Source organism: Serratia sp. CY52157 (assembly GCF_052168495.1).
Lineage (GTDB): Bacteria > Pseudomonadota > Gammaproteobacteria > Enterobacterales > Enterobacteriaceae > Serratia > Serratia ureilytica.
The window spans coordinates 383208-408301 of sequence record NZ_JBJNMO010000003.1 but is presented as its reverse complement, the minus strand read 5'-3'; the positions used below and the strand labels follow the sequence as shown (position 1 = coordinate 408301).

The window sequence follows — 25094 nt, the reverse complement described above, 5'->3', positions numbered from 1 at the left end:
CGGTTACTTACCAATACGCGCGTGCATTTCCTGCACCGATGTCACCTGCTCGGTCGGATCCGCTTTCAGCGCCATCGCGGTGGCGAAGCCGCCGTTCAGCGTAGTGTCGTAGTGCACCTTGTACTGCAGGGCGCTGCGGCGAATCAGCTTGGAGTCCTCAATCGCCTGACGGCCTGCCGTGGTGTTGACGATGTAGGTGTACTCGCCGTTCTTGATACGGTCCTGAATGTGCGGACGCCCTTCGTGCACCTTGTTGACCAGGCGCGGGTTGATGCCCGCTTCGCCCAGCACCACCGCGGTGCCGTGGGTCGCGTCCAGCTCGAAGCCCTGCTTCAGCAGGCTGGCGGCCAAATCGACCACGCGAGCCTTGTCGCCTTCGCGCACCGACAGCAGCGCGCGGCCCTGTTTCTTCATGCCCGAGTTGCTGCCCAGCATCGCTTTGGAGAAAGCTTCCGCGAAGGTGCGGCCCACGCCCATCACTTCCCCGGTAGAGCGCATTTCCGGCCCCAAAATCGGGTCGACGCCCGGGAATTTGTTGAACGGCAGCACCACTTCTTTCACCGAGTAGTACGGCGGGATGATCTCTTCGGTCACGCCCTGTTCAACCAGCGTTTTGCCCGCCATCACGCGCGCGGCCACTTTGGCCAGCGGCACGCCGGTCGCTTTGGACACGAACGGCACGGTACGCGCGGCGCGCGGGTTGACTTCAATCAGATAAACTTCGTTGTCCTTCACCGCGAACTGCACGTTCATCAGGCCGCGCACCTGCAGCTCGAACGCCAGTTTCTCCACCTGGCGACGCATCACGTCCTGAATTTCCTGGCTCAGGGTGTACGCCGGCAGCGAACACGCGGAGTCGCCGGAGTGCACGCCCGCCTGCTCGATGTGCTCCATGATGCCGCCAATCAGCACGCGCTCGCCGTCGCAGATAGCATCGACGTCCACTTCCACCGCATCGTCCAGGAAGCGATCCAGCAACACCGGCGCATCGTTGGACACGCTGACCGCGGTCTGGAAGTAGCGGCGCAGGTCGGTTTCGTCATAGACGATTTCCATCGCCCGGCCGCCCAGCACGTAGGAAGGACGCACCACCAGCGGATAACCGATGCCCGCCGCCTTCTCGACCGCCTGCTCGATGGCAGTGACGGTGGCGTTGGCCGGCTGCTTCAGGCCCAAGCGGTTGACCGCCTGCTGGAAGCGTTCGCGGTCTTCGGCACGGTCGATGGCGTCCGGGCTGGTGCCGATGATCGGCACGCCTGCGGCTTCCAACTCGCGCGCCAGCTTCAGCGGGGTCTGGCCGCCGTACTGCACGATAACGCCTTTCGGTTTCTCGATGCGCACGATTTCCAGCACGTCTTCCAGGGTCACCGGCTCAAAGTACAGGCGGTCCGAGGTGTCGTAGTCGGTGGAGACGGTTTCCGGGTTGCAGTTGACCATGATGGTCTCGTAGCCATCTTCACGCAGCGCCAGCGAAGCGTGCACGCAGCAGTAGTCGAACTCGATGCCCTGGCCGATACGGTTCGGCCCGCCGCCCAGCACCATCACTTTCGGCCGGTCGTTGGTCGGGTTGGACTCGCACTCTTCTTCATAGGTGGAGTACATGTAGGCGGTGTCGGTAGCGAATTCCGCCGCGCAGGTATCCACGCGCTTGTACACCGGGTGCAGGCCGTGGCTGTGGCGCAGCTTGCGAATTTCGCTCTCGGCGACGCCGGCCAGCTTGGCCAGACGCGCATCGGCGAAGCCCTTGCGCTTCAACGTGCGCAGGAAGTCTTTGTCCAGGCCGTTGATGCCCGCTTCTGCCACCTGCTCTTCCAGGCGCACCAGCTCTTCAATCTGCACCAGGAACCAGCGATCGACGTTGGTCAGGTTGAAGACGCCGTCGACCGACAGACCGGCGCGGAAGGCGTCGGCGATGTACCAGATGCGGTCGGAACCGGCGTCTTTCAGCTCGCGGCGGATTTTGGTCAGCGCTTCCGGATCGTCCAGGCTCACTTTCGGATCGAAGCCGGTGGCGCCCACTTCCAGACCGCGCAGCGCTTTCTGCAGCGACTCCTGCTGAGTGCGGCCGATGGCCATCACTTCGCCGACCGACTTCATCTGGGTAGTCAGGCGATCGTTGGCGCCGGCGAACTTCTCGAAGTTGAAGCGCGGGATCTTGGTCACGACGTAGTCGATGGACGGCTCGAACGACGCCGGGGTGCGGCCGCCGGTGATGTCGTTCATCAGCTCATCGAGGGTATAGCCCACCGCCAGTTTGGCGGCGATCTTGGCGATCGGGAAGCCGGTGGCTTTCGACGCCAGCGCCGAAGAGCGAGACACGCGCGGGTTCATCTCGATGACGATCAGGCGGCCGGTTTTCGGGTTAACCGAGAACTGCACGTTGGAGCCGCCGGTTTCAACGCCGATCTCACGCAGCACCGCCATCGAGGCGTTGCGCATGATTTGGTATTCCTTGTCGGTCAGGGTCTGGGCCGGCGCAACGGTGATCGAGTCGCCGGTGTGGATGCCCATGGCGTCGAAGTTTTCGATGGAGCAAACGATGATGCAGTTGTCGTTCTTATCACGCACCACTTCCATCTCGTACTCTTTCCAACCGATCAGCGATTCGTCGATCAGGAGCTCGTTGGTCGGCGACAGGTCCAGACCGCGTTCGCAGATCTCTTCGAACTCTTCGCGGTTGTAGGCGATGCCGCCGCCGGTGCCGCCCATGGTAAAGGAAGGACGGATGATGCACGGGAAGCCGACGTCAGCGGCTACCGCCAGCGCTTCTTCCATGGTGTGCGCGATGCCGGAACGCGCGGTATCCAAACCGATTTTCTTCATCGCCACGTCGAAACGGCGGCGGTCTTCGGCCTTGTCGATGGCATCGGCAGTTGCGCCGATCATGGTGACGCCGAACTCGGCCAGCACGCCCTGACGCTCCAGCTCCAGCGCGCAGTTCAGCGCCGTCTGGCCACCCATGGTCGGCAGAACCGCATCCGGACGCTCTTTTTCGATGATCTTGCGCACCACTTCCCAGTGGATCGGCTCAATGTAGGTCGCATCGGCCATTTCCGGGTCGGTCATGATGGTCGCCGGGTTGGAGTTGACCAGAATGACGCGGTAGCCCTCTTCGCGCAGCGCTTTACACGCCTGGGCGCCCGAGTAGTCGAACTCACACGCCTGGCCGATAACAATCGGGCCAGCGCCGAGGATCAGGATGCTTTTTATGTCTGTACGTTTTGGCATTTTTTACTGCTCCTGATTATTTGGCGTTAGAACGGTAAGTCTCAATCAGTTCGATAAAGTGATCGAACAGCGGCGCGGCGTCGTGCGGGCCTGGGCTGGCTTCCGGGTGCCCCTGGAAGCTGAACGCCGCCTTGTCGGTGCGGTGAATGCCCTGCACCGTGTGGTCGAACAGCGATTTGTGCGTCACGCGCAGATTCGCCGGCAGGTCGTTTTCATCGACGGCGAAGCCGTGGTTCTGCGCGGTGATCATCACCGTGTTGTTGTCCAGATCCTTCACCGGGTGGTTGCCGCCGTGGTGGCCGAGCTTCATCTTCATGGTTTTCGCCCCGCTGGCCAGCGCCAGCAGCTGGTGACCCAGACAGATGCCGAACACCGGAATGTCGGTTTCCAGGAACTGCTTGATGGCGGCGATGGCGTAGTCGCACGGCTCCGGGTCGCCCGGGCCGTTGGACAGGAAGATGCCGTCCGGATTCATTTTCAGCACCTCGTCGGCCGGGGTCTGCGCCGGCACCACGGTCAGGCGGCAACCGCGATCCACCAGCATGCGCAGGATGTTGCGCTTGGCGCCGTAGTCGTAAGCCACCACGTGGAACGGCAGTTCCGCGGCGGTTTTGGCTTCCGGCAGGTCGCCTTCAAGCGTCCAGCTGCCTTGCTGCCAGCTGTAGGCCTCTTGAGTGGTGACCTCTTTCGCCAAATCCATGCCCTTCAACCCCGGGAAACCTTGCGCCTTGGCCAGAGCCAGCGCGGCATCCGGCGAATCGGCGGCGACGATGCAGCCGTTCTGGGCGCCTTTTTCGCGCAGCAGGCGAGTCAACTTACGGGTATCGATATCGGCGATCGCCACGATGTTGTGACGCTTGAGGTAGTCGGACAGGCTTTCTTCACTGCGGTAGTTGCTGGCGATCAGCGGGAGGTCACGAATGACGAGGCCTTGGGCGTGTACTGCGGAGGATTCTTCGTCGGAAGCATTGGTGCCGACATTGCCGATATGAGGATAAGTAAGAGTAACGATCTGGCGGGAATAGGAAGGATCAGTGAGGATTTCTTGATAACCGGTCATCGACGTATTGAAGACCACTTCCCCCACTGCCGTTCCCTCTGCCCCGATGGCCCGACCGTGGAATTGGGTTCCGTCTTCCAGAACCAATAGCGCTGACTTTATCAAAACATCCTCCGAGGAATAATCAATCACAATATTTGCATATTAATTCAGATATCGCGATCTAAATCAATGCAAAAACCGTCCGCGAGGCCAATTTTTGGCAAATTGGGCGCATTTTAATGATGAGTGTTCCGCTTGTCTACCCAAACCGCCATTTTTTGTTTTATTTTTGCAGTTCTCGATGCCCAAGCGGCTTGAGCTGCCATAAAAACACAGAAAACCGGGGCTGGAAAACGGTTGCGGGGAGGAATGACGGAAAACGGCGTCGGAATGGACCCAAAAAGATGCTAAAAAAGCCGACGGTGGAAAAAAAGCAGATAATTAGCAAGGTAAACACAAACAAATACCAGCCTTGACAATGAAACAACATCAAAACGATATTTATCATGTTAAAAAAAAGGACAATAAAATTATTGCCCTATTATCATAGCATTATGATCAACACAACCACATCACGATGGTATTCAGTTTAGTTATATCCGGTCCAAACTCAGCACGTCACGCATATCAAACAGACCTTTATCCCGACTCCGCAGCCAGGAAGCCGCGCGCACCGCGCCGCTGGCGAAAGTCATGCGGCTGGAGGCCTTGTGGGTGATTTCCACCCGCTCGCCGATGTCGGCGAACATCGCGGTGTGCTCGCCGACGATGTCGCCGGCGCGAATGGTGGCGAAGCCGATGCTCTTCGGATCGCGCTCGCCGGTATGGCCTTCGCGCGCATAGACCGCGCAGCTTTTCAGATCGCGCCCCAGCGCGCCGGCGATCGCTTCGCCCATGGCCAACGCCGTGCCCGACGGCGCATCCACTTTGTGCCGGTGGTGCGCCTCAACGATTTCGATATCGGTATAGTCGCCCATGACCTGCGCGGCCTTCTCCAGCAGTTTCAGCACCAGATTGACGCCGACGCTGAAGTTGGCGGCGAACACGATGCCGATATGCTGCGCCGCATCGCGGATCGCCTGTTTGCCGGCGTCATCGAAGCCGGTGGTGCCGATCACCATCGCCTTATGGTGCGCCACGCAAAATTCCAGGTAGCCCAGGGTGCTTTCAGGACGGGTGAAGTCGATCAAAATATCGAACTCGCTCGCCACTTTATCCAGACTGTCACTCACCTTGACGCCCAGCGCGCCGATGCCCGCCAGCTCGCCGGCATCAACGCCGACCAGGCTCGATCCCGGGCGCGACAGCGCCGCCCCCAACACCACGCCTTCCGCCTGCTGCACCGCCTGGATCAATTGACGGCCCATCCGGCCGCCGGCGCCCGCAATCGCAATGCGGATTTGTGAATCTTTCATGCTTGCTCTCTTCTTGATGTAACGCGTATCCCATTAACCTAGCGATTCAGGGTAACTGCCCCGCTGCGGCGCCGCCAGAGGATTCATTTCATAATTAGAAAATTATGATATTGCGCTTCTTTCATCAGCGTCGCTGTCGTGAGATTAACATTCAACCGATTTGGCGACCTGCGACGATTGTACATAATCATGCAGTTTTCATTGCAAGAAAATGCAGAAAAAAGGCGCCGAAAACGGCGCCTGAGGAACGGAGTGCGGCGGGGTCAAGCGGTAATGGCGGCCACTTCGTTGGCTATCGCCGTCAGCGCATCGTGGCGAGCATAGTCCTCCTGCACCAGCGCCGCGCGCTGGCGATAGATCGGCTGTTGCAGAATGCGCGTCGCTGCCGCCAGTATTTGTTCCGCGCTTGGCGTGCTGGTATGCAGGCTGATGCCGCAACCGGCGGCCACCACGCGCGCGGCCGCCTCCAGCTTGTCCTCGCCGGTGCCGGCGACAATCAGCGGCACGCCGCTGTCCAGCGCATAGTTGATCGAGCCGTAACCGCCGTTGGTGATCAAGAGCGCCGCCTGTGGCAACCAGTGTTCGAAGGAGATGAACGCCCGCACTCGGGCGTTGTCCGGCAACGCGTCCATCAGCCCTTCGGTCGCCCGCCCGCCGGTGGTGGCCAACACCCGCACCGGCAGATGCGCCAGCGCCTGCAGCGTCGGCACGATCAGCTGATGCAGATCGACATTGGCCAGCGTGCCCTGAGACACGATCACCAGCGGCCGACGATCGTCCTCCTCCCACAGCGCCTCTTCCGCGGCCGGTTGACCACCGCTGCGCAGCGGCCCGACGAAGCGCACGCCGCTCGGCAGGTCGTCGCGCTCATATTCCAGCGCCGTGGTGGCCAACTGCAGGAAACGCTCGCAGCCGCCGATCAGCGCATCGGTAAACGGGCGATTCAGCGGCCGCCCGCCCGCTTGCACCAGCGCGGCATCAAAGCTTTGCTGCACCTCATCAAGCAACACCCGCGTCGCTTCATCCACCAATTGCTCGCGGGTCAGCGCACGCGGCAGCAGCGCCGGCGGGATGCGCGGGCCATAGAAAATGGCGTCGCGCGAAGAATACGACAGCGGCGTGACGCCGATCCCGAAGACCGGCGGCCGTTCGGCGGACTGCAGCAGCGGCAGCACGCCGTAGAAGCAGTTCTCCACCATCAGCAGATCGGTCTTTTCGGCGGCGATGGCCGCACGCAGCTGACGATCCAACAGTGGGATCGGCGCGGCGAAGAAATCTTTCAGCGCCAGCGCCATCTGCGCATTGCCCGGCGGCAGCGCGGCGCGCTCGGGGAAATGCGCCTCCAGGTGGCGATAGTCGAAGTCCACCTGCGCGTCGAACGGCACGAAGCTCGCCCCAGCCGCTTCGGCGCGTTCGCGGAACAGCGCGCCGGTCATCACCCGCACCTGATGCCCTTGGGCGATCAGGTGGCGAGCGATGGCTAACATCGGGTAGACGTGCCCCGGAGTGGCGACCGCCGCCATCAGTATCCTTGCCATAATGCTCCTTTTAAGCTTCTGCGTTGGCCGGCTTCAGCGCCAGATTGGCGCACACCGGATTGCTTTGAATATGCACGCGCTGCAAATGACGCGCGGAACGGGCGGTAAAGCCCTCGCGGCCGTGCAGCAGCGAGAAGTTATCCGCGACCACCACGTCACCCTGTTGCCACTGGTGGGCATAATAGTGACGCGGATCGTACAGGTGCTGCTGCAGAGTACGGTGGAACTGTTCCTGCTGCTGCGCCGGCACGCCGTGATATTCCAGCGCGTGCTGGTTGAGGAATTTTTTTCCCTCCGTCGGCGGTTCATTGTAGCGCATGATCAATCCTCTGCCGTTCGGGTGCTGCACCACCAGCGGCGAACAGACTTCGCCGCCGTAATGCACCACCTGCTTGATGCGGTAGGTGATAGACACCGACAGCCACTGCTCCAGCAACGCTTCGTCCGCATTGGCCAGCAAGCGCGTGGTGTCGACGAAGGTGGTACATCCGCCTTCGTCCGGCGACGGCGCCGCCACGCAGTGGAATAACTGGAACTCGGGTATGGTCGGCTTATACATGCCATCCCAATGCAGCGGGACGTAGCTGCTGTCGAAGATATGATCCTTGGCGTCCGGATGTTCCTTCACGTCCAGCACCGCACCGAACGGCCACATCATGATCTCGCCCCACTGTTCGGCATAGCGAGTCAGGACTTCCGGCTCGCTGAAACCGGAGTCGAATCCGCGCAGCACCAGCAAGTGGTGCTCCTGCGCCAGCGCTCGCAGCGCCGCCACCGGCAGCTCGCTGACCTTTTGCCCCGGATGCTGCGGCGTCAGGATCGCGCCGAACGGGGTGTTCGGTTGAATGTGGCAATTAAGCGGTTGGTTGTTCATGGTGATTCTCCTTGCATCGAATGTGCTGCTCACACGGCAACGTGCCGTCAAAAAGGCGCCCGTCAGGATTTCGGGCGCAAAAGCATGCAGCGGCCTCAGGCCATCTGCGGTTGTTCGATCAGGTAATGGCTCGGCGTGCCGCGGATCTCAACCAACTCGCCGTCCAGGCTCTGCGCGTCTTTACGCTTCATCAGCACGAACTGGCCGTTCACGTTGGCCGCCACGCCATGCCACGGCGTCAGCCAGTCGTCTTTGGTCGGCATCATGTGGATGCCTATCTTCAGGCTGTCGGCCGGCTGCGGGTGAATCGACAGGCGGATCGCCGCCGGGAAATGCTGGGCCAACAGGTTGCCCCAGGCCCAGCTGCGCTGGATAACGCCGCAGGCGCGCCGTTTGGCGTCTTTTTGCAGCGCGGCGTTGGAACCGCTGTAGCCCGGCAGGAGGCTGTCTTCATACAAGAAGCGCGTGATGGCGCGATACAGCATTAATCCCTGCTCGTCCTGCATCAGCTGACGCTTGATCGCCTCTTCCGATTCGGCATAACCGTCCACCAACAGCCGACGCAGCAGATCGTAGTCATCGGTATGCTCCGCCAGGCCTTTGACATCGCCGAGGTTGAACACGCTCAGGTGGGTTGCGCCCACTTCATGCAGCAGGCTTTCAATCTCACGTTGATAATGGTTGATCGCTTCGTCGCTGACGCGGATCAGATCGCCGAACACGTGGCCGTCGGAACAGATAACGATATGCGCGCCCGGCGGGTAATAGAGTTGAATGCGCTGGCACAGCGAGTTGAGGAAGATCAGCGACAGCCGCTCCGCCATGTCCGGCACCGCGCCTATCACCTTATTGGCGTTGGGTGACTTGGTCGGAAAAGCCGGCAGCACGAATTCGATGCGCTGGTCGTTTTCAATGAATGCCCGAATGCGCGGCAATTGCACCTGAGTGACCTGCCGCTCCTCTTCAGCCAGAGAAGCATCGTCGGCGATGAGGCGACGTCGATATTGCAATAATTCACGTAGGATTTTTAATGCTATCTCTTCTTTTTTCTGTGCGCTATCCACAATGAGCTCCTGTTGCGATGTGGCGCGGGTGTATTATTGGCAAGCGCAATAAGATTTATCAAAAAGAGATAAAGCGCATGCAAAATAATAATCAGCCCGGCGTTTATATGCTTCAGGCAATATAGGAAAGATGGTGCTATATTATTAGCCCGTATAACTCACAATCTAGGTTAAGTTGTGCTTAACAAACTATGAGCAATATTTTAAAACGCATGGCCATTTTCTCAAAAGTGGTCGATTGTGGCGCATTCAGCATGGCGGCAAAAGAATTGGGCATGACGACATCGGCCGTCAGCCAGCATATTCGCCAGCTGGAGGAACATCTGGGTATTCAATTACTGTTGCGATCGACGCGTTCATTGAGCCTGACCGAAGCCGGATTGTGCTTTTATGAAGATTGTCTGCTGATGATCCACGCCGCCGAGCGCGGGCAACAGCGGATCGCCGCGCTGCGCGGCGAGCTGGTCGGTGAACTGCGCGTCGCCACCTCGACCGAATTCGCCACCCATTATCTGGTGCCGGCGCTGCAGAGCTTCCTCGACGAACACCCGCGCATCACGCTGCGGTTGGAAATCCACGATGAGAGAATAGACCTCATCGCGCAACGCATCGATCTGGCGATACGCGGCGGCGCGCTCGCTGACTCCAGCTACGTCTCCACGCGGCTGGCGCGCTGCCGCGAAGTGCTGTGCGCCTCCCCGGCCTACCTGGCGAACTACGGGGTGCCGGATTCGCCGCAGGCGCTGACGCAACATCACTGGGTCACCTTTACGCCGCTCGGCAATCCGCAGTTTGTTCGCCTGATCCATCGCGACGGCGGCGAGCACCGCATGCGCATGACCGGGCGACTGTTCACCAACAGCGGCATGGCGATGAAGGAGCTGGCGCTGACCGGCAAAGGGATCATTCGCAATTTCTTCGCCAACGTCGAGCGAGAGTTGCGCAGCGGCGAGCTGATTGAAATATTGCCCGACTGGCGATTACCGGAAATTAATTGCTATGCCATTATGCCGCGACGGGAGATCCAGCCATTAAAAGTCCGGCGATTGCTGGAGCATATGAAGCTCTATTTAAAGGAGAAAGGATTAAACGACCTAGAACAGATTCGACAAGAATAAAATAAGAAACATCTGCAAGACCACTATTGTAATTATTGTAATCACGTTGACGACACCAGGCCCTATTTAGATTGCAGCCTAATGATATTCTATTTAATGACTTCATTCAGCCTATATAATTAATGACGCCACCGCTATTTCAAATACTCAGAATAAATTTGGCTTTAGTTAGCAGAAAATTTGAATATGCTCAGCATTTTATTTTTAATGCCGTTGGCATTCCCAAAAAAAACGGGAAGCCTAAGCTCCCCGTTGTCATTCGCTCACGCCCCTCAGTCAATCTGCCGGACGTCCACGCGCAGCTCTTTCGGCACTTCGAACACGATGTTCTCTTCACGCCCGCTGATTTCATGCACGTCGACGCCGCCCAGCGCTTTCAGGCGAGAGATCACCTCCTGCACCAGCACGTCCGGCGCCGAAGCGCCGGCGGTGACGCCGATGTTGCGCGCTTCGCTCAGCCAACTTTCCTGAATATCCGCCGCCGAATCGATCAGATAAGCCGGTTTGCCCACGCGCTGCGCCAGTTCGGCCAGACGGTTAGAGTTGGAAGAGTTCTTCGACCCCACCACCAGCACCACGTCCGCATCGCCGGCCAGGTTACGCACCGCTTCCTGACGGTTGGTGGTGGCGTAGCAAATGTCATCCTTGCGCGGACCGATAATGCTCGGGAAGCGCTGACGCAGCGCATCGATCACGTCCGAGGTATCATCAACCGACAGCGTGGTCTGCGTCATGAAGCACAGGTTGTTTTCGTCTTTCACCTGCAGCTTCCACACGTCTTCCGGCGATTCGACCAGGTACATGCCGCCCTGCGGGTTGCTGTACTGGCCCATGGTGCCTTCCACCTCCGGGTGCCCGGCATGGCCGATCAGAATCGCTTCGGTGCCGCGGCGGCTGGCGCGCGCCACTTCCATATGCACCTTGGTCACCAGCGGACAGGTGGCGTCGAACAGCATGGTCAGATCGCGCGCCTTGGCTTCGGCGCGCACGGCTTGAGACACGCCGTGCGCCGAGAAGATCAGGATAGAGCCGTCCGGCACTTCGGCGATCTCTTCGATAAACACGGCGCCACGCTCACGCAGGCTGTCGACCACGTAGCGGTTGTGCACCACTTCATGCCGTACATAGATCGGCGCGCCATACAGCTCCAGCGCGCGTTCCACGATGCTGATCGCACGATCAACCCCGGCGCAGAAGCCGCGCGGGTTAGCCAGCAATATTTGCATGCGTCTCCTCCTGCTGCGGATCGATCTCCAGCACTTCGATGTCGAAGGTCACCGGATGGCCCGCCAGCGGATGGTTGAAATCGACGGTGATCGAATCTTCCGCCACCGCGCGCACCACGCCCGGCATTTCACTGCCGTCAATCGCGGTAAACAGCATGATAGTGCCCACGTCCGGCACGCCGGTTTCCGCGAAGTCGCGGCGCGAGAAGAACTGGACCAGATCCGGGTTCTCCGCGCCGAACGCCGCTTCCGGCTGCAGGGTAAAGGCGCGCTTGTCGCCCGCGCGCAGGCCGAGCAGCTGCTCTTCCAGCGGCGCCGACAGGCTGCCGTCACCCAGGCGGAACAGCGCCGGTTTGCCGCTGCTGCGGGTGGATTCGGCGGTCGAACCGTCTTCCAGTTTCAGCGTAAAGTGAACCAGCACCGCGCTGTCACTGATAACCTGAGCCGTCATATTACTCACCTTTGCTCTTTGCGCCTTTGTTCGCCGGCGACAGGAAACCTTCCAGCACGATCATCGCCGCGCCCACGCAGATAAAGCTGTCCGCCAGATTGAAGGTCGGGTAGTGCCAGTCACCGACGTAAAAGTCGATGAAATCGACCACGAAACCGTGCCACAGGCGATCGAACAGGTTGCCCAACGCCCCGCCGATGATAAAGGCGTAGGCGATGTTGTTCAGCTTCTGCTGCGCCGCGCTGCGGTACATCATCACCAGCAGCACCGCGACGATGGCGATGGCGATGCCGGCGAAGAACCAGCGTTGCCAACCACCGTGATCGGCCAGGAAGCTGAACGCGGCGCCGTAGTTGCGCGCGTAAAACAGGTTGAACGACGGGATCAACGGCTGGGACTGGCCCAGCGTAAAGTTAGCGAGGATCCACTGTTTGCTGCCGAAATCCAGCGCCAGCACCGCCACTACAACCCACAGCCAACGCAGGCCGGTCGAACAAATTGGTTTACTCATCAGGCGCAAGTTCTCAGGCAAAGTTACGCTTCTCGCCGTCACCGGCGACGTTGCTCACACAGCGGCCGCAGATGTCTGCATGCTCCGCTACCAGGCCGATATCGGTGGTGTAATGCCAGCAGCGCGGGCACTTCTCACCTGGCGCCGTGCTGAAGGCGATCTTCAGCCCTTTCAGCAGCTCGGAGGCCTGCGCGTCGGCCGGCGCCTCCGCCAATGGCGCAACGCTTGCCGCAGAGGTCAGCAGCACAAAGCGCAGCTCATCCTGCAGGCTGTTCAGACGCGCCGCCAACTCGCTGTCGGCATACAGCGTCACCGCCGCTTCCAGCGAACCGCCGAGGCGTTTGTCCGCACGCGCCTGCTCCAGCACCTTGTTCACTTCGCCGCGCACTTTCAGCAGCTCAGCCCAGAAAGCGTCGTTCATCGGCTCGCCTTCCGCCAGCCCGAACAGGCCGTCGTACCACTCTTCGGTGAACACGTACTGCGCGCGTTTGCCCGGCATGAAGCCCCAGATCTCGTCTGCGGTGAACGACATGATCGGCGCCATCCAGCGCACCAGCGCTTCGACGATGTGATACAGCGCGGTCTGGCAGCTGCGGCGGGCGACGCTGTCGCTCTTGGCGGTGTACTGACGATCCTTGATGATATCCAGGTAGAAGGAGCCCATCTCGACCGAACAGAACTGCATCAGGCGCTGCACCACTTCGTGGAAATCGTAGTTGGCATAAGCCTGCTCGATATCCTGCTGCGCCGCCAGCGCGCGGCCGACCGCCCAGCGATCCAGCACCACCATGTCTTCCGGCGCCACGCAATCGGTGCTTGGCTCGAACCCGTTCAGGTTGGCCAGCAGGAAGCGCGCGGTGTTGCGGATGCGGCGGTAAGAGTCAGCGGAACGCTTGAGGATCTCGTCGGACACCGCGATCTCGCCGGTGTAATCGGTCGACGCCACCCACAGACGCAGAATGTCGCCGCCCAGCTTGTTCATCACGTCCTGCGGGCTGACGGTGTTGCCGATCGACTTGGACATCTTGCGGCCCTGGCCGTCGACGGTGAAGCCGTGGGTCAGCACTTCCTTGTATGGCGCCTTGCCCTTCATCGCGGTGGAAATCATCAGCGATGACATGAACCAGCCGCGGTGTTGGTCGGAGCCTTCCAGATACATGTCGGCGCCGTGGCCGTTGAATTCAGGACGCACGTCGACAACGGAGGCGTGGGTAGAACCGGAATCGAACCACACGTCCAGCGTATCCGGCACTTTCACGTAGTCGGCGGCTTCCGCGCCGAGGATGTCGGCCGCGTCCAGATCCCACCAGGCCTGAATGCCGTCTTGCTCGACGCGCTTGGCCACTTCTTCCATCAGCTCAACGGTGCGCGGGTGCAGCTGCTCGGTCTCTTTGTGCACGAACAGCGACATCGGTACGCCCCAGGTGCGCTGACGCGAGATGCACCAGTCCGGGCGGTTGGCCACCATCATTTCGATGCGCGCCTGGCCCCAATCCGGGATCCACTGCACGCCCTTGATCTCTTCCAGAGACTGCTGACGCAGGCCTTTCTGATCCATGCTGATGAACCATTGCGGCGTGGCGCGGAAGATGATTGGCGTCTTGTGGCGCCAGCAGCACGGATAGCTGTGCAGGAACTTCTCGACGTGCAGCAGCGCGCCTTTCTCGCGCAGCAGATCGACGATCAGATCGTTGGCCTTGAAGACGAACTTGCCGTCCAGCAGCGGGTAGGTGCCGGTCAGGTAGCAGCCGTTCGGCCCTACCGGGTTGGCCACTTCCAGGCCGTATTTCTGGCCGATCACGAAGTCGTCCGGGCCGTGACCCGGCGCTGTGTGCACCGCACCGGTACCGGCGTCCAGGGTCACATGCTCGCCGAGGATTGCCGGCACGTCGAAGTCCATGAACGGGTGTTTGAAGCGCAGCAGCTCCAGATCGGCGCCTTTGCAGCTGCCCAGCACCGTCCACTCGGTGATGCCGGCGCGTTTCATCACGCTTTCCACCAGTTCGGCCGCCAGGATCAGGCACTGGCCGTCAACCTGCACCAGTTGATAGGTGAAGTCCGGGTGCAGAGAGATCGCGCGGTTAGCCGGCAAGGTCCACGGCGTGGTGGTCCAGATAACCAGCGAGATGGCGCCGTTGAAGTGGCTCACGCCGAACTTGGCCGCCACGGCAGCCGCGTCGGCCGCATGGAAGGACACGTCGATCGACGGCGAAGTCTTGTCGTAATACTCCACTTCCGCTTCCGCCAGCGACGAGCCGCAGTCGGTGCACCAGTGAACCGGCTTGGCGCCTTTCAGCAGGTGGCCGTTGCTGATGATCTTGCCCAGCGCGCGGATGATGTTGGCTTCGGTTTTGAAGTCCATGGTCAGGTATGGACGATCCCAGTCGCCCAGCACGCCCAGACGGATGAAGTCCTTCTTCTGACCTTCAACCTGCTCGGCCGCGTATTCGCGGCACTTCTGGCGGAACTCGGCCGCCGTCAGCTTCTCGCCCGGTTTGCCGTACAGCTGCTCAACCTTCAGTTCGATAGGCAGGCCGTGGCAATCCCAACCCGGCACATAAGGCGAGTCGAAGCCGGCCATCCCTTTCGACTTGATGATAATGTCTTTGAGAATCTTGTTAACCGAGTGACCAATGTGAATGCTGCCGTTCGCATACGGAGGGCCGTCATGCAAAATGAAGGTTTTTTTGCCCTTTTTGGCAGTACGAATAATCCCGTACAGATCCTGTTCATACCAACGTTGCAGCATGCCAGGCTCGCGCTTGGCGAGATCGCCGCGCATCGGGAACCCTGTTTCCGGCAAGTTCAGGGTATTCTTGTAGTCACTCATGAGATTCTCGTTTCCGTTTTCGGCTATTTACCCGTCACACTTCAAGCTGCATCTTTGTCGGCCGCCCTTTCTCACCCGAATCACTTGCCTGTGCAAGCTCATCGGGGTTCGCGCGGTTGCCGCCGCGATGCAACTCGAATTGTTTAGGGTAAACGATTAAACCAGTGTTTTTAACCCGAAGAACTTCCGGGCCGTCACCACATCATTGGCGATTTGCTGCTTCAGGGCATCGAGCGAAGCAAACCGTTGTTCATTGCGTAATTTTGCGCGGAGCACCACCTCAATATGGCGCCCGTAAAGATCCATTGTGACATCCAGCAGATGCACTTCCAGCTGCTGGCGCACGCCGGCGACGGTCGGGCGCGTGCCGATGTTGGCCACGCCCGGCAGCGGCTTCGGCCCCAGGCCGTACACCTCCACCGCATACACCCCTTTCACCGGCGCCACCAAGCGCTTGAGCGGCAGGTTGGCGGTCGGGAAGCCGATGGTGCGGCCCAGCTCATCGCCGTGCACCACGCGCCCGGAGATGCTGTACGGGTGGCCCAACAGGGTCTCCGCCAGCGGCAGATCGTCCTCGCTCAGCGCAGTGCGGATCGCCGTACTGCTGATGCGCCGGTCGCCTTCGCGGAAGGTCGGGGTGCTGACCACGTCGAAGCCGTACTCTTTTCCGGCCTGCTGCAATAGCGGAAAATCGCCCTGACGCCCGGCGCCAAAGCGAAAATCATCCCCCACCATCAGGAATTTGACGCCGAGCTTCTCCACCAGCAGCTCGGCGACGAACGCCTGCGCGGTGTTGGCGGCAAAACGCGGATCGAACTTGACGCACAGCAGGTAATCAACGCCCGCCTGCGCCAGATAGTTGGCCTTATCGCGCAGGCGCGTCAAACGGGCCGGCGCCTTGTCTGCGGCGAACATCTCCAGCGGCTGCGGCTCAAAGATCATGACCATCACCGGCAGCCCGAGGCGTTGCCCTTGTTGCTTCAACTGCTCCAGCAGCGCCTGATGACCGCGGTGTACGCCGTCAAAGTTGCCGATGGTGAGCACGCAACCATGGTGGCGCGCCCGGATATTGTGAATGCCGCGAATTAGCTCCATAGCTGGCTCAAAACAGTGGAAATCGGCGGATTATACCTTGTACAGCCGGTAAGGTTAACCCGCGATTGGTGCCTTTATGTAATAGACATACCATACCGGAGATAATCTGCGCATGAAACGGCTTCACCGCAGTTTATCCCGCGCCGCCGGGCCGATTCTCGACCGCGGCCAACGGCTTGCGCCCGCCGCGGCAAATCATTGGCGAATTTTCTCGCGAAACACTGTATTCCCAAGAGCGAAGCTGGTAAAATCCTGCGCCATCACAACGTAGCGAGTGCCGCCTGTACAAACGGCGCTTATTTGCACAAATCCATTGACAAACGAAGGCTAAAAGGGCATATTCCTCGGCCTTTGAATTGTCCTCAATAGAATATATTTGGGAGTTGGACCTTGGCTAATATCAAATCAGCTAAGAAACGCGCCGTACAGTCTGAGAAACGCCGCAAGCATAACGCAAGCCGTCGCTCAATGGTGCGTACCTTCATCAAGAAGGTAGACGCAGCTATCGCAGCTGGCGACAAAGAAGCAGCACAAAATGCATTCCTGGTAATGCAGCCACTGGTGGACCGTCAGGCAGCTAAAGGCCTGATCCACAAAAACAAAGCAGCGCGTCATAAGTCAAACCTGACTGCACGCATCAACGCAATGCAATAAGCATTTCGTTATCTGCTTGATAAAAAAACCGGCTCAGGCCGGTTTTTTTACGCCCTGCGTTCAGTTAACCGCTAGCAGGAAAACAGCGCCGAGAAGTCTTTGTTGCACACCCGCTGCACCGCCGGATGCTGGATCATGCGCTCGGCGAAGATGATGTAATACTCCTCCTGCACGCTGTCGATGCGCCCAATCTCCACCACGTTGTCATCGTTGTAGGTATCCTGCGCATACAGCGTCGGCGCCACGAAAATCGCGTTGTGGTACATGCCGAAGGCCTTCATCAGCGCCGCATCGTCGAACTCGCCCAGGATCTCCACCTGAATGCCCTGCGTATTGAACCAGTTAAGCAGCTTGCGCCCCAGCATCGAGCGGCGGCCGGGGATCAGCAACTTACGCTGCTCCAGGCAGGCCGGGAACGGCAACTCCGGCGCCGGCTGGCGGCAGAAGAAGCTGATGCCGCACTCGCCCAGCTTCAGCGAGAACAGCCCTTCCTGCTGGCTGGAGTCCACCGGGCAATCCGACAGGATCATATCCAGCTTGTGCTGGCTGAGCTGCTCCAGCAGCATCTCGTGCGTCGATTCAAAACAACGCAGGTGGATCTGCTCGTTGTCCACCACCACCGCCGTTTCCAATACCTGGCTGACCAGCCGCTTCGACAGCGCATCCGCCACGCCGACGTCGAACAGCAGGTTGGACTCTTTGCGGTAGTTGACGATATCCAGCATTTCCTGGCTGAGCATGAACATCTTGTCGGCATAGCGGAACACCAGCTGCCCCAGCTCCGAAGGCACCAACCCGCGCCCCTGGCGCTTGAACAGCTTGCCGTCCAACCGCTCTTCCAGCGCTTTGATCTGGCCGGTGATGGTCTGCGGCGTCAGAAACAACGCTTCAGCGGCGCCGACCACGGAACCGGCCTTGCAGACCTGCCAGAAATAGTAAAGGTGATTAAAGTTGATATGCGACATCCTCACGAGCGGCTCTCCTTAACAACGTTTCGCAGCGGCAAACGGTGTGCCGTGACGAGCGACAAACTTCCTTTCCCTGCTTCAGACAACGTATAGCCCCATTAGTCCCAACGAAGAACGGCCGAAGCTGCACATATTTTATACCGCACAGCTCCGACCAGCCATTTTATTGTGCGCCCCTGCCGGGCACCGACAGGATTAACGCACGCGCGGCAACGCCAGACGCAGTAATCCGTACCCCGCCACCGCCGCGGCGGTGGAGCCCAACAGGATCCCCAGACGGGAATAGGTGCTGAGCGCCGCATCGGCCTCGCCGAACGCCAGCGAGGCGATGAAAATCGACATGGTGAAACCAATACCACAGAGCACCGAAACGGCAAACACCTGCTTGAAGCCGATCCCCTCAGGCAAGCGGGCGATGCCCATTTTCACCGCCAGCAGGCTGAAGAGGAAAATCCCCAGCGGCTTGCCGATAAACAGACCGGCCGCAATCCCGACCGGCAGCAGCGAGGTCAATCCCTCCAGCGATACGCCCTGCAGAGAGACCCCGGCGTTGGCGAAAGCGAACAGCGGCAGGATCATGAACGCCACCCACGGGTGCAGCTCATGCTCCAACGTCTCCGACGGCGATGGCCCCTTCTTGACGTTCAGCGGGATCATAAAGCCGACGATCACCCCGGCCAGCGTCGCGTGCACCCCGGACTTGAGGATCGCCACCCACAACACCAGGCCGACCATCATATACAGCGAAGTTTTGCCCACGCCGCGCCAGTTCATCACCGCCAGCAGCACCGTCGCCGCGGCCGCCACCCCCAGCGCGATCATCGACACTTCGTGGGTGTAAAACAGCGCGATGATGATGATCACGCCCAGGTCGTCGATGATCGCCAGCGCCAACAGGAACACTTTCAGGCTGGTCGGCACGCGGTTGCCCAGCAAGGCCATGACGCCCAGCGCGAAGGCGATATCGGTCGCGGCCGGGATCGCCCAACCCTGGCGAGTGACTTCATCCGCGCCGTTGAACAACAGGTAAATCAGCGCCGGCGCCAGCATGCCGCCCAGTGCGGCGATCGCCGGAAACACCGCCTTGTCACGCCCGGACAGTGAGCCTTGCATCAGCTCGCGCTTGACCTCGAGCCCCACCACCAGGAAGAAGATGGCCATCAGCCCGTCGTTGATCCACAGCAGCAGCGGCTTGGCGATCTCCAGCGAAGCTACCTTCACCATCACCGGCAGGTTAAGGAATGCCTGGTAGATCCCCTGCGCCGGGCTGTTGGCCATGATCAGGGCGACGATCGCCGCCGCGATCAGGATGATGCCGCCCGCGGCTTCCTGACGTAAAAATTGACGAATGATGTTGGTCACAATACGTCTCTCCAAATCTGAGCAAGGCGTAGCGCCCTGCGAAGCACAGTCATGAAGTGAGTATAGAGGGCGTTTTAGTTCGAAAAAATAAGTTTATAAATGCTAAACAACTCGAAAAAACCGATTAAAAGCACGAATAAGTCACATTTATATAAGGGATTAGCGGTTTGGCGCGCAAATAAAAACCCCGGGACAGAAGCCCGGGGTTCGCGCATAAGCTAACAGAAACAGAAGGTTAGCGAGTCAGATCGTCAAAGAACTTTTTCACCCCGTCGAAGAAGCTCTTCGAACGCGGGCTGTTCTTGTCGCCGGACGGGCCGCCCAGGCTCTCTTCCAGCTCACGCAACAGCTGCTTCTGCTTGTCGTTCAGATTGACCGGGGTTTCCACCACCACGCGGCACAGCAGGTCGCCCTGGCTGCCGCCGCGCACCGATTTCACGCCCTTGCCGCGCATGCGGAACAGCTTGCCGGTTTGGGTCTCCGAAGGCACCTTCAGTTTCACCCGGCCATCCAGCGTCGGCACTTCAATCTCGCCGCCCAGCGCCGCCATGGCAAAGTTGATCGGCACTTCGCAGTACAGGTTGTTGCCTTCACGCTCGAAGATCGGGTGCGCCTTCACCTGCACCTGAACGTACAGATCGCCCGCCGGTGCGCCGTGCTCGCCGGCTTCGCCTTCACCCGCCAGGCGGATGCGATCGCCGGTATCCACGCCGGCCGGAATTTTCACCGACAGCGTTTTGGATTTTTCTACCCGGCCGTGGCCATGGCATTTGTTGCACGGATCTTTGATGATCTGACCGCGGCCATGGCAATGCGGACACGCCTGCTGCACGGTGAAGAAGCCCTGACGCATCTGCACCTGGCCCTGACCATGACAGGTTGGGCAGGTGACCGGCGAACTGCCCGGCTTGGCGCCGCTGCCGTGGCAGACGTCGCACTCTTCCAGCGTCGGGATGCGGATCTCTTTGGTGACGCCACGTACCGCTTCCTCGAGGGTCAGCTCCATGTTATAGCGCAGATCGGAACCGCGGCTGGCGCGCTGACGGCGGCCTCCGCCGAAGATGTCGCCAAACACGTCGCCAAAGATATCGCTGAAGTCGGCGCCGCCGCCAAAGCCGCCGCCGCCCATGCCGCCCTGTTCAAAGGCCGCGTGCCCGTACTGATCGTAAGCCGCGCGTTTCTGGTCGTCGGTCAGGACTTCGTAAGCTTCTTTAACTTCTTTAAACTTGGTTTCGGCGTCTTGCTCCTGGTTGCGGTCAGGATGGTATTTCATCGCCAGGCGTTTGTACGCCTTTTTGATCTCACGTTCATCCGCCGTCTTGCTGACGCCGAGAATCTCGTAATAGTCTTTCTTCGCCATTCTTTCGCTTACCCTTAACATGCGTGCACGGGCGCAGAGTTGCCTCGACGCCCGTGCTGGTTTCCGGGAGCGGCATCTCGGCCGCCCCGTGCCCGCTTAAGGGCGATTATTTTTTGTCTTTAACTTCTTCGAACTCGGCGTCAACCACGTCGTCTTCTTTCTGCGCCGCGTTGTCCGCGCCGGCGTCAGCACCCTGCTGAGCCTGCTGCGCCTGAGCCATTTCCAGCAGCTTGCCGGAAACCTGCACCAACGCCTGGGTCTTCGCTTCGATCTCGGCTTTGTCTTCGCCTTTCACTGCCGCTTCCAGATCTTTCAGCGCCGCTTCGATTGCCGTCTTGTCTTCCGCCGGCAGTTTGTCGCCCGCTTCTTCCAGCTGTTTGCGCGTGCCGTGGATCAGGTGATCCGCCTGGTTGCGAGTCTGTACCAGCTCTTCGAACTTGCGGTCAGCTTCAGCGTTCAACTCGGCGTCGCGCACCATTTTCTGGATTTCGTCCTCGTTCAGGCCAGAAGACGCCTTGATGGTGATCTTCTGCTCACGACCGGTGTTCTTGTCTTTGGCAGACACGTGCAGGATGCCGTCGGCATCGATGTCGAAGGTGACTTCGATCTGCGCCATGCCGCGCGGTGCCGCCTGGATGCCGTCCAGGTTGAACTGGCCCAGAGATTTGTTATCGCTGGCGCGCTTACGCTCACCCTGCAGCACGTGGATGGTGACCGCAGACTGGTTGTCTTCCGCAGTAGAGAACACCTGGCTGTGCTTGGTCGGGATCGTGGTGTTTTTGGTGATCAGCGGCGTCATCACGCTGCCCATGGTTTCGATACCCAGCGACAGCGGGGTAACGTCCAGCAGCAGAACGTCTTTCACATCACCGGCCAACACGCCGCCCTGTACCGCAGCGCCCACGGCAACCGCTTCGTCCGGGTTCACGTCTTTACGCGGCTCTTTACCGAAGAAGTCTGCGACTTTCTTCTGCACCATTGGCATACGGGTCTGGCCGCCCACCAGGATCACGTCCTGGATGTCGGAAACCGACAGGCCTGCGTCTTTCAGCGCCACTTTCAGCGGCTCGATGGAGCGCGCCACCAAATCTTCAACCAGCGACTCGAGTTTGGCGCGAGTCACTTTGATGTTCATGTGTTTTGGACCGGTCGCGTCTGCCGTGATGTACGGCAGGTTAACGTCGGTCTGCTGAGCGGAAGACAGTTCAATCTTCGCTTTCTCGGCGGCTTCTTTCAGACGCTGCATCGCCAGCGGATCGTTGCGCAGATCGATGCCCTGATCTTTCTTGAACTCTTCCACCAGGTAGTTGATCAGACGGCTGTCGAAGTCTTCGCCGCCCAGGTGGGTGTCACCGTTGGTCGCCAGCACTTCGAAGGTTTTTTCGCCGTCAACATCGTCGATTTCGATGATGGAGATATCGAAGGTACCGCCTCCCAGGTCATAAACCGCGATGGTGCGGTTGCCAACTTCTTTGTCCAGGCCGTAGGCCAGGGCCGCCGCGGTCGGTTCGTTGATGATGCGCTTGACTTCCAGACCCGCGATGCGGCCGGCGTCTTTAGTCGCCTGACGCTGGGCGTCGTTGAAGTAAGCCGGTACGGTGATAACCGCTTCAGTTACCGGTTCGCCCAGGTAATCTTCCGCCGTTTTCTTCATTTTCTTCAGCACTTCCGCAGAGATCTGCGGCGGAGCCATTTTCTGGCCTTTCACTTCCAGCCAGGCGTCGCCGTTGTCGGCTTCGATGATTTTGTAAGGCATGATCGCTTTGTCGCGCTGCGCTTCTTCATCCTGGAAGCGGCGGCCGATCAGGCGCTTGATGGCGAACAGGGTGTTTTCAGGGTTGGTCACTGCCTGACGCTTAGCCGGCTGGCCAACCAGAGTTTCACCGTCCTGGGTATATGCGATAATAGAAGGAGTGGTGCGGTCGCCCTCGGCGTTTTCCAGCACGCGTGCCTTGGCACCATCCATAATTGCTACGCAAGAGTTGGTAGTACCCAGGTCGATACCAATAATTTTGCCCATCTAAACGTCTCCACTAAAAAATTCATAAGTCAGTCAGGTTGCTAACCTATATGCGGGCGATTTTTTGCTTTTCAACTGCCCGATATCTCAGTGCGACCCGCGGTTAGCAGCTGCGGTTGCAAATAAGATGGGGCCATCCAGCTCGGCATCAAGGGGCAAGGCAAAAAAAATTTCTTTTTTTATCGTCATTCAGATCATTGTTTCCGGCTGCGGGGATCATTATGATGCGCGCGCTCTGATGGAAAACTTCGATTTTTTGGCCATTCAGACCATTTATGATTTTACTTCGCTGTTTCCGTTAATTTTCTGTTATCGCAGAGGACTTATGCACACCAACAAGTTGGCGAATCCCGGCCCTCTCGGCCTGATGGGCTTCGGGATGACCACCGTCTTGCTGAACCTGCACAACGCGGGCTTTTTCCCACTGAACTCCGCCATCATCAGCATGGGGATTTTCTTCGGTGGCCTGGCCCAGATCCTGGCCGGCCTGCTGGAGTACAAGAAGGGCAACACCTTCGGCATGACCGCATTCACCGCCTACGGCAGCTTCTGGCTGAGCCTGGTCGGCCTGCTGCTGCTGCCGCGTTTGGGCCTGGCGGAAGCCACCGAGGCGCACGTGCTGGGCATCTACCTGGCGCTGTGGGGCGTCTTCACCCTGTTCATGTTCTTCGGCACCCTCGGCGCCAACCGCGTGCTGCAGTTCGTGTTCGCCAGCCTGACGCTGCTGTTCGCCCTGCTGGCCGTCGGCAACATCACCGGCAACCACGCGTTGCTGACCTTCGCCGGTTATGAGGGCATCATCTGCGGCGCCAGCGCCATCTACCTGGCGATGGCCGAAGTGCTCAACGAGCAATACGGCCGCACCGTGCTGCCGATTGGCGAACCGGCCTCGGCCCGCGTCGCGGCATCGCCGGTCACGGCGTAATCGCCCGCCCCTGACGAAAAAGCCCTGCAATGCAGGGCTTTTTTTTAGCTGTAGGAACCGGCTCGCCGCTCGCCGGCTTCGCTGTTCAGGTCGCGATGCAGGTAGACACCGAGCAGCAGCCCGATAAGCGACAGCGCCAGCACATAGTAAGCGGGCGCTAACGGGGTTAATTTCATGATCAGCGTCACAAAAATAGGGGTTAAACCGCCAAAAATAGCGTACGAGACGTTATATGAGAACGAGATGCCGGTAAACCGCACTTCCGCCGGGAAAGCCCGCACCATCACGTACGGCACGGCCCCCACCACGCCTACGCTGAAACCCACCAGCGCATAGCAGGCGAACAGCATTTCCGGGCGTACGCCCACCGTCTGATAGAACAGCCAGCTGCAGCCGGCCAGCAGCAAACTGCCGACCACCAGCGTTTTGCTGGCGCCGAAGCGATCGGCCGACAAACCGGCGACGATGCAGCCGGCGATCAGCATGATGGTGGCGATGCTGTTGGCCTGCAGCGTCAGAGCCGGCGCAATGCCGAACTGTTTTTGCAGATAGGTCGGGGTCATCAGGATCACCACCACGATACCGGCGGAGAGCAGCCAGGTCAGCAGCATCGACACCGCCACTTCCCGTTTGTGGTTGAGCACCACCGATTTCAGCGGCAGCTCCTCGGCCAGCGCTTTGCGCGCCTGCATCTCGATGAAGATCGGCGTTTCCTGCAGCCAGCGGCGCAGGTACATCGCCACCAGGCCGAACATGCCGCCCAGCAGGAATGGAATGCGCCAGCCGCCGCCGGCAATGCTCTGCGGGCTAAGCGTGGTGTTGATCACCGTCGCCACCACCGATCCCAGCAGGATGCCCACCGTCAGCCCGGCGGTCAGCGTGCCGCAGGCGAAACCGATGCGCCGGCGCGGCACGTGTTCGGCGACGAAGACCCAGGCGCCCGGCACCTCACCGCCGATCGCCGCCCCCTGCAGCACGCGCATCAGCAGCAGCAACAGCGGCGCGGCGATGCCGATGCTGGCGTAGGTCGGCAGCAGGCCCATCGCCAGCGTCGGCAACGCCATCAGCAGAATGCTCAGGGTAAACATCTTTTTGCGGCCGACCAGATCGCCGAAGTGCGCCATCACGATGCCGCCCAGCGGGCGGGCCAGATAGCCGGCGGCGAAAATGCCGAAGGTTTGCACCAGCCGCAGCCATTCCGGCATGTCCGCCGGGAAGAACAGATCGCCGACCACGGCGGCGAAGAATACGAAGATGATGAAGTCGTAAAACTCCAACGCGCCGCCCAACGCGGCCAACGTCAGCGTTTTGTAGTCTTGCCGGTTCAGCCGGCGATTAGTGTCGTGAGGCATAGGGCACCGTCGGTAAAGGCTGTAAAAATAAAAGCCGCAGGCTTTCTGTAAAAGAATCCTT

Annotated in this window: 19 protein-coding genes; 3 read left to right on the top strand and 16 right to left on the bottom strand. The window is 59.8% G+C overall.

The window, feature by feature from the left end; translation table 11 throughout:
- Nucleotides 1–3 precede the first annotated feature (3 nt).
- The 6 genes from carB to pvcA all read right to left on the bottom strand — a co-directional run bounded on the left by carB (nucleotide 4) and on the right by pvcA (nucleotide 9161).
- The gene (gene carB, locus ACJ8IP_RS15770; protein WP_025301533.1) at nucleotides 4–3228 is read right to left on the bottom strand and encodes a carbamoyl-phosphate synthase large subunit; all 3225 of its coding nucleotides are present in this window, start codon (nucleotides 3226–3228) and stop codon (nucleotides 4–6) included.
- A gap of 16 nt (nucleotides 3229–3244) precedes the next feature.
- The gene (gene carA / locus ACJ8IP_RS15765) at nucleotides 3245–4393 is read right to left on the bottom strand and encodes a glutamine-hydrolyzing carbamoyl-phosphate synthase small subunit (RefSeq protein ID WP_071883584.1); all 1149 of its coding nucleotides are present in this window, start codon (nucleotides 4391–4393) and stop codon (nucleotides 3245–3247) included.
- A 470-nt stretch (nucleotides 4394–4863) separates the two neighbouring features.
- Entirely contained in the window at nucleotides 4864–5685 is an 822-nt protein-coding gene (gene dapB, locus ACJ8IP_RS15760; protein ID WP_042783670.1) for a 4-hydroxy-tetrahydrodipicolinate reductase, read from the bottom strand.
- 263 nt (nucleotides 5686–5948) lie between these two features.
- Entirely contained in the window at nucleotides 5949–7208 is a 1260-nt protein-coding gene (locus ACJ8IP_RS15755; protein WP_442524457.1) for a glycosyltransferase, read from the bottom strand.
- 25 nt (nucleotides 7209–7233) lie between these two features.
- Nucleotides 7234–8097, bottom strand: a complete 864-nt coding sequence (locus tag ACJ8IP_RS15750) for a TauD/TfdA dioxygenase family protein (protein WP_033651693.1) — start codon at nucleotides 8095–8097, stop codon at nucleotides 7234–7236.
- Between the two features lie 95 nt (nucleotides 8098–8192).
- Nucleotides 8193–9161, bottom strand: coding sequence for an L-tyrosine isonitrile synthase (gene pvcA / locus ACJ8IP_RS15745; RefSeq protein WP_004932937.1), 969 nt, complete (start codon nucleotides 9159–9161; stop codon nucleotides 8193–8195).
- A 191-nt stretch (nucleotides 9162–9352) separates the two neighbouring features.
- On the opposite strand from pvcA, the gene ACJ8IP_RS15740 reads away from it, so the two are divergent.
- Nucleotides 9353–10279, top strand: coding sequence for a LysR family transcriptional regulator (locus ACJ8IP_RS15740; RefSeq protein ID WP_033641820.1), 927 nt, complete (start codon nucleotides 9353–9355; stop codon nucleotides 10277–10279).
- Nucleotides 10280–10551: 272 nt separating this feature from the next.
- Here ACJ8IP_RS15740 and ispH read toward each other — a convergent pair whose 3' ends face one another.
- The 5 genes from ispH to ribF form a co-directional block, all read right to left on the bottom strand.
- Nucleotides 10552–11505 carry a 4-hydroxy-3-methylbut-2-enyl diphosphate reductase gene (gene ispH, locus ACJ8IP_RS15735; protein WP_033641819.1) on the bottom strand — a complete coding sequence of 318 codons (954 nt, stop codon included), beginning with the start codon at nucleotides 11503–11505 and terminating at the stop codon, nucleotides 10552–10554.
- On the bottom strand, nucleotides 11486–11956 hold the full coding sequence (fkpB, locus tag ACJ8IP_RS15730; RefSeq protein ID WP_016929135.1) for an FKBP-type peptidyl-prolyl cis-trans isomerase: 471 nt from the start codon (nucleotides 11954–11956) through the stop codon (nucleotides 11486–11488). The genes ispH and fkpB overlap by 20 nt, the downstream gene beginning before the upstream one ends.
- 1 nt (nucleotide 11957) lies before the next feature.
- Complete coding sequence (lspA, locus tag ACJ8IP_RS15725) at nucleotides 11958–12467, bottom strand: signal peptidase II (protein ID WP_025301524.1); 510 nt, start codon at nucleotides 12465–12467, stop codon at nucleotides 11958–11960.
- A 13-nt stretch (nucleotides 12468–12480) separates the two neighbouring features.
- Entirely contained in the window at nucleotides 12481–15297 is a 2817-nt protein-coding gene (gene ileS, locus ACJ8IP_RS15720) for an isoleucine--tRNA ligase (RefSeq protein WP_033641818.1), read from the bottom strand.
- Nucleotides 15298–15453: 156 nt separating this feature from the next.
- Nucleotides 15454–16392, bottom strand: coding sequence for a bifunctional riboflavin kinase/FAD synthetase (ribF, locus tag ACJ8IP_RS15715; RefSeq protein WP_033641228.1), 939 nt, complete (start codon nucleotides 16390–16392; stop codon nucleotides 15454–15456).
- 390 nt (nucleotides 16393–16782) lie between these two features.
- Between ribF and rpsT the strand changes: the two genes are divergently transcribed.
- Entirely contained in the window at nucleotides 16783–17046 is a 264-nt protein-coding gene (rpsT, locus tag ACJ8IP_RS15710; protein ID WP_004932960.1) for a 30S ribosomal protein S20, read from the top strand.
- A 71-nt stretch (nucleotides 17047–17117) separates the two neighbouring features.
- Here rpsT and nhaR read toward each other — a convergent pair whose 3' ends face one another.
- From nhaR to dnaK, 4 genes are all read right to left on the bottom strand, one after another.
- Nucleotides 17118–18017, bottom strand: coding sequence for a transcriptional activator NhaR (gene nhaR / locus ACJ8IP_RS15705; protein WP_004932962.1), 900 nt, complete (start codon nucleotides 18015–18017; stop codon nucleotides 17118–17120).
- Nucleotides 18018–18209: 192 nt separating this feature from the next.
- The gene (nhaA, locus tag ACJ8IP_RS15700; RefSeq protein ID WP_033651695.1) at nucleotides 18210–19376 is read right to left on the bottom strand and encodes a Na+/H+ antiporter NhaA; all 1167 of its coding nucleotides are present in this window, start codon (nucleotides 19374–19376) and stop codon (nucleotides 18210–18212) included.
- A gap of 235 nt (nucleotides 19377–19611) precedes the next feature.
- Entirely contained in the window at nucleotides 19612–20736 is a 1125-nt protein-coding gene (gene dnaJ, locus ACJ8IP_RS15695) for a molecular chaperone DnaJ (protein ID WP_004932969.1), read from the bottom strand.
- A gap of 106 nt (nucleotides 20737–20842) precedes the next feature.
- Nucleotides 20843–22756 (bottom strand): molecular chaperone DnaK, encoded by a 1914-nt coding sequence (dnaK, locus tag ACJ8IP_RS15690; protein WP_033641815.1) that lies wholly within the window; start codon nucleotides 22754–22756, stop codon nucleotides 20843–20845.
- A gap of 325 nt (nucleotides 22757–23081) precedes the next feature.
- On the opposite strand from dnaK, the gene satP reads away from it, so the two are divergent.
- A complete protein-coding gene (satP, locus tag ACJ8IP_RS15685; protein WP_033644189.1) occupies nucleotides 23082–23681 on the top strand; it encodes an acetate uptake transporter in 600 nt (199 codons plus the stop codon).
- Between the two features lie 44 nt (nucleotides 23682–23725).
- Here the strand turns inward: satP and ACJ8IP_RS15680 are convergent, their stop codons facing one another.
- The gene (locus tag ACJ8IP_RS15680) at nucleotides 23726–25033 is read right to left on the bottom strand and encodes an MFS transporter (protein ID WP_033641814.1); all 1308 of its coding nucleotides are present in this window, start codon (nucleotides 25031–25033) and stop codon (nucleotides 23726–23728) included.
- Between the last annotated feature and the right edge of the window lie 61 nt (nucleotides 25034–25094).

What these genes read in the sequence shown, in the direction of transcription:
- carB (WP_025301533.1), bottom strand. Translation starts at nt 3,228, where the DNA reads ATGCCAAAACGTACAGACATAAAAAGCATCCTGATCCTCGGCGCTGGC.
- dapB (WP_042783670.1), bottom strand. Translation starts at nt 5,685, where the DNA reads ATGAAAGATTCACAAATCCGCATTGCGATTGCGGGCGCCGGCGGCCGG.
- ACJ8IP_RS15755 (WP_442524457.1), bottom strand. Translation starts at nt 7,208, where the DNA reads ATGGCGGCGGTCGCCACTCCGGGGCACGTCTACCCGATGTTAGCCATC.
- ACJ8IP_RS15750 (WP_033651693.1), bottom strand. Translation starts at nt 8,097, where the DNA reads ATGAACAACCAACCGCTTAATTGCCACATTCAACCGAACACCCCGTTC.
- ACJ8IP_RS15740 (WP_033641820.1), top strand. Translation starts at nt 9,353, where the DNA reads ATGAGCAATATTTTAAAACGCATGGCCATTTTCTCAAAAGTGGTCGAT.
- ispH (WP_033641819.1), bottom strand. Translation starts at nt 11,505, where the DNA reads ATGCAAATATTGCTGGCTAACCCGCGCGGCTTCTGCGCCGGGGTTGAT.
- fkpB (WP_016929135.1), bottom strand. Translation starts at nt 11,956, where the DNA reads ATGACGGCTCAGGTTATCAGTGACAGCGCGGTGCTGGTTCACTTTACG.
- lspA (WP_025301524.1), bottom strand. Translation starts at nt 12,467, where the DNA reads ATGAGTAAACCAATTTGTTCGACCGGCCTGCGTTGGCTGTGGGTTGTA.
- ileS (WP_033641818.1), bottom strand. Translation starts at nt 15,297, where the DNA reads ATGAGTGACTACAAGAATACCCTGAACTTGCCGGAAACAGGGTTCCCG.
- ribF (WP_033641228.1), bottom strand. Translation starts at nt 16,392, where the DNA reads ATGGAGCTAATTCGCGGCATTCACAATATCCGGGCGCGCCACCATGGT.
- dnaJ (WP_004932969.1), bottom strand. Translation starts at nt 20,736, where the DNA reads ATGGCGAAGAAAGACTATTACGAGATTCTCGGCGTCAGCAAGACGGCG.
- dnaK (WP_033641815.1), bottom strand. Translation starts at nt 22,756, where the DNA reads ATGGGCAAAATTATTGGTATCGACCTGGGTACTACCAACTCTTGCGTA.
- satP (WP_033644189.1), top strand. Translation starts at nt 23,082, where the DNA reads ATGCACACCAACAAGTTGGCGAATCCCGGCCCTCTCGGCCTGATGGGC.
- ACJ8IP_RS15680 (WP_033641814.1), bottom strand. Translation starts at nt 25,033, where the DNA reads ATGCCTCACGACACTAATCGCCGGCTGAACCGGCAAGACTACAAAACG.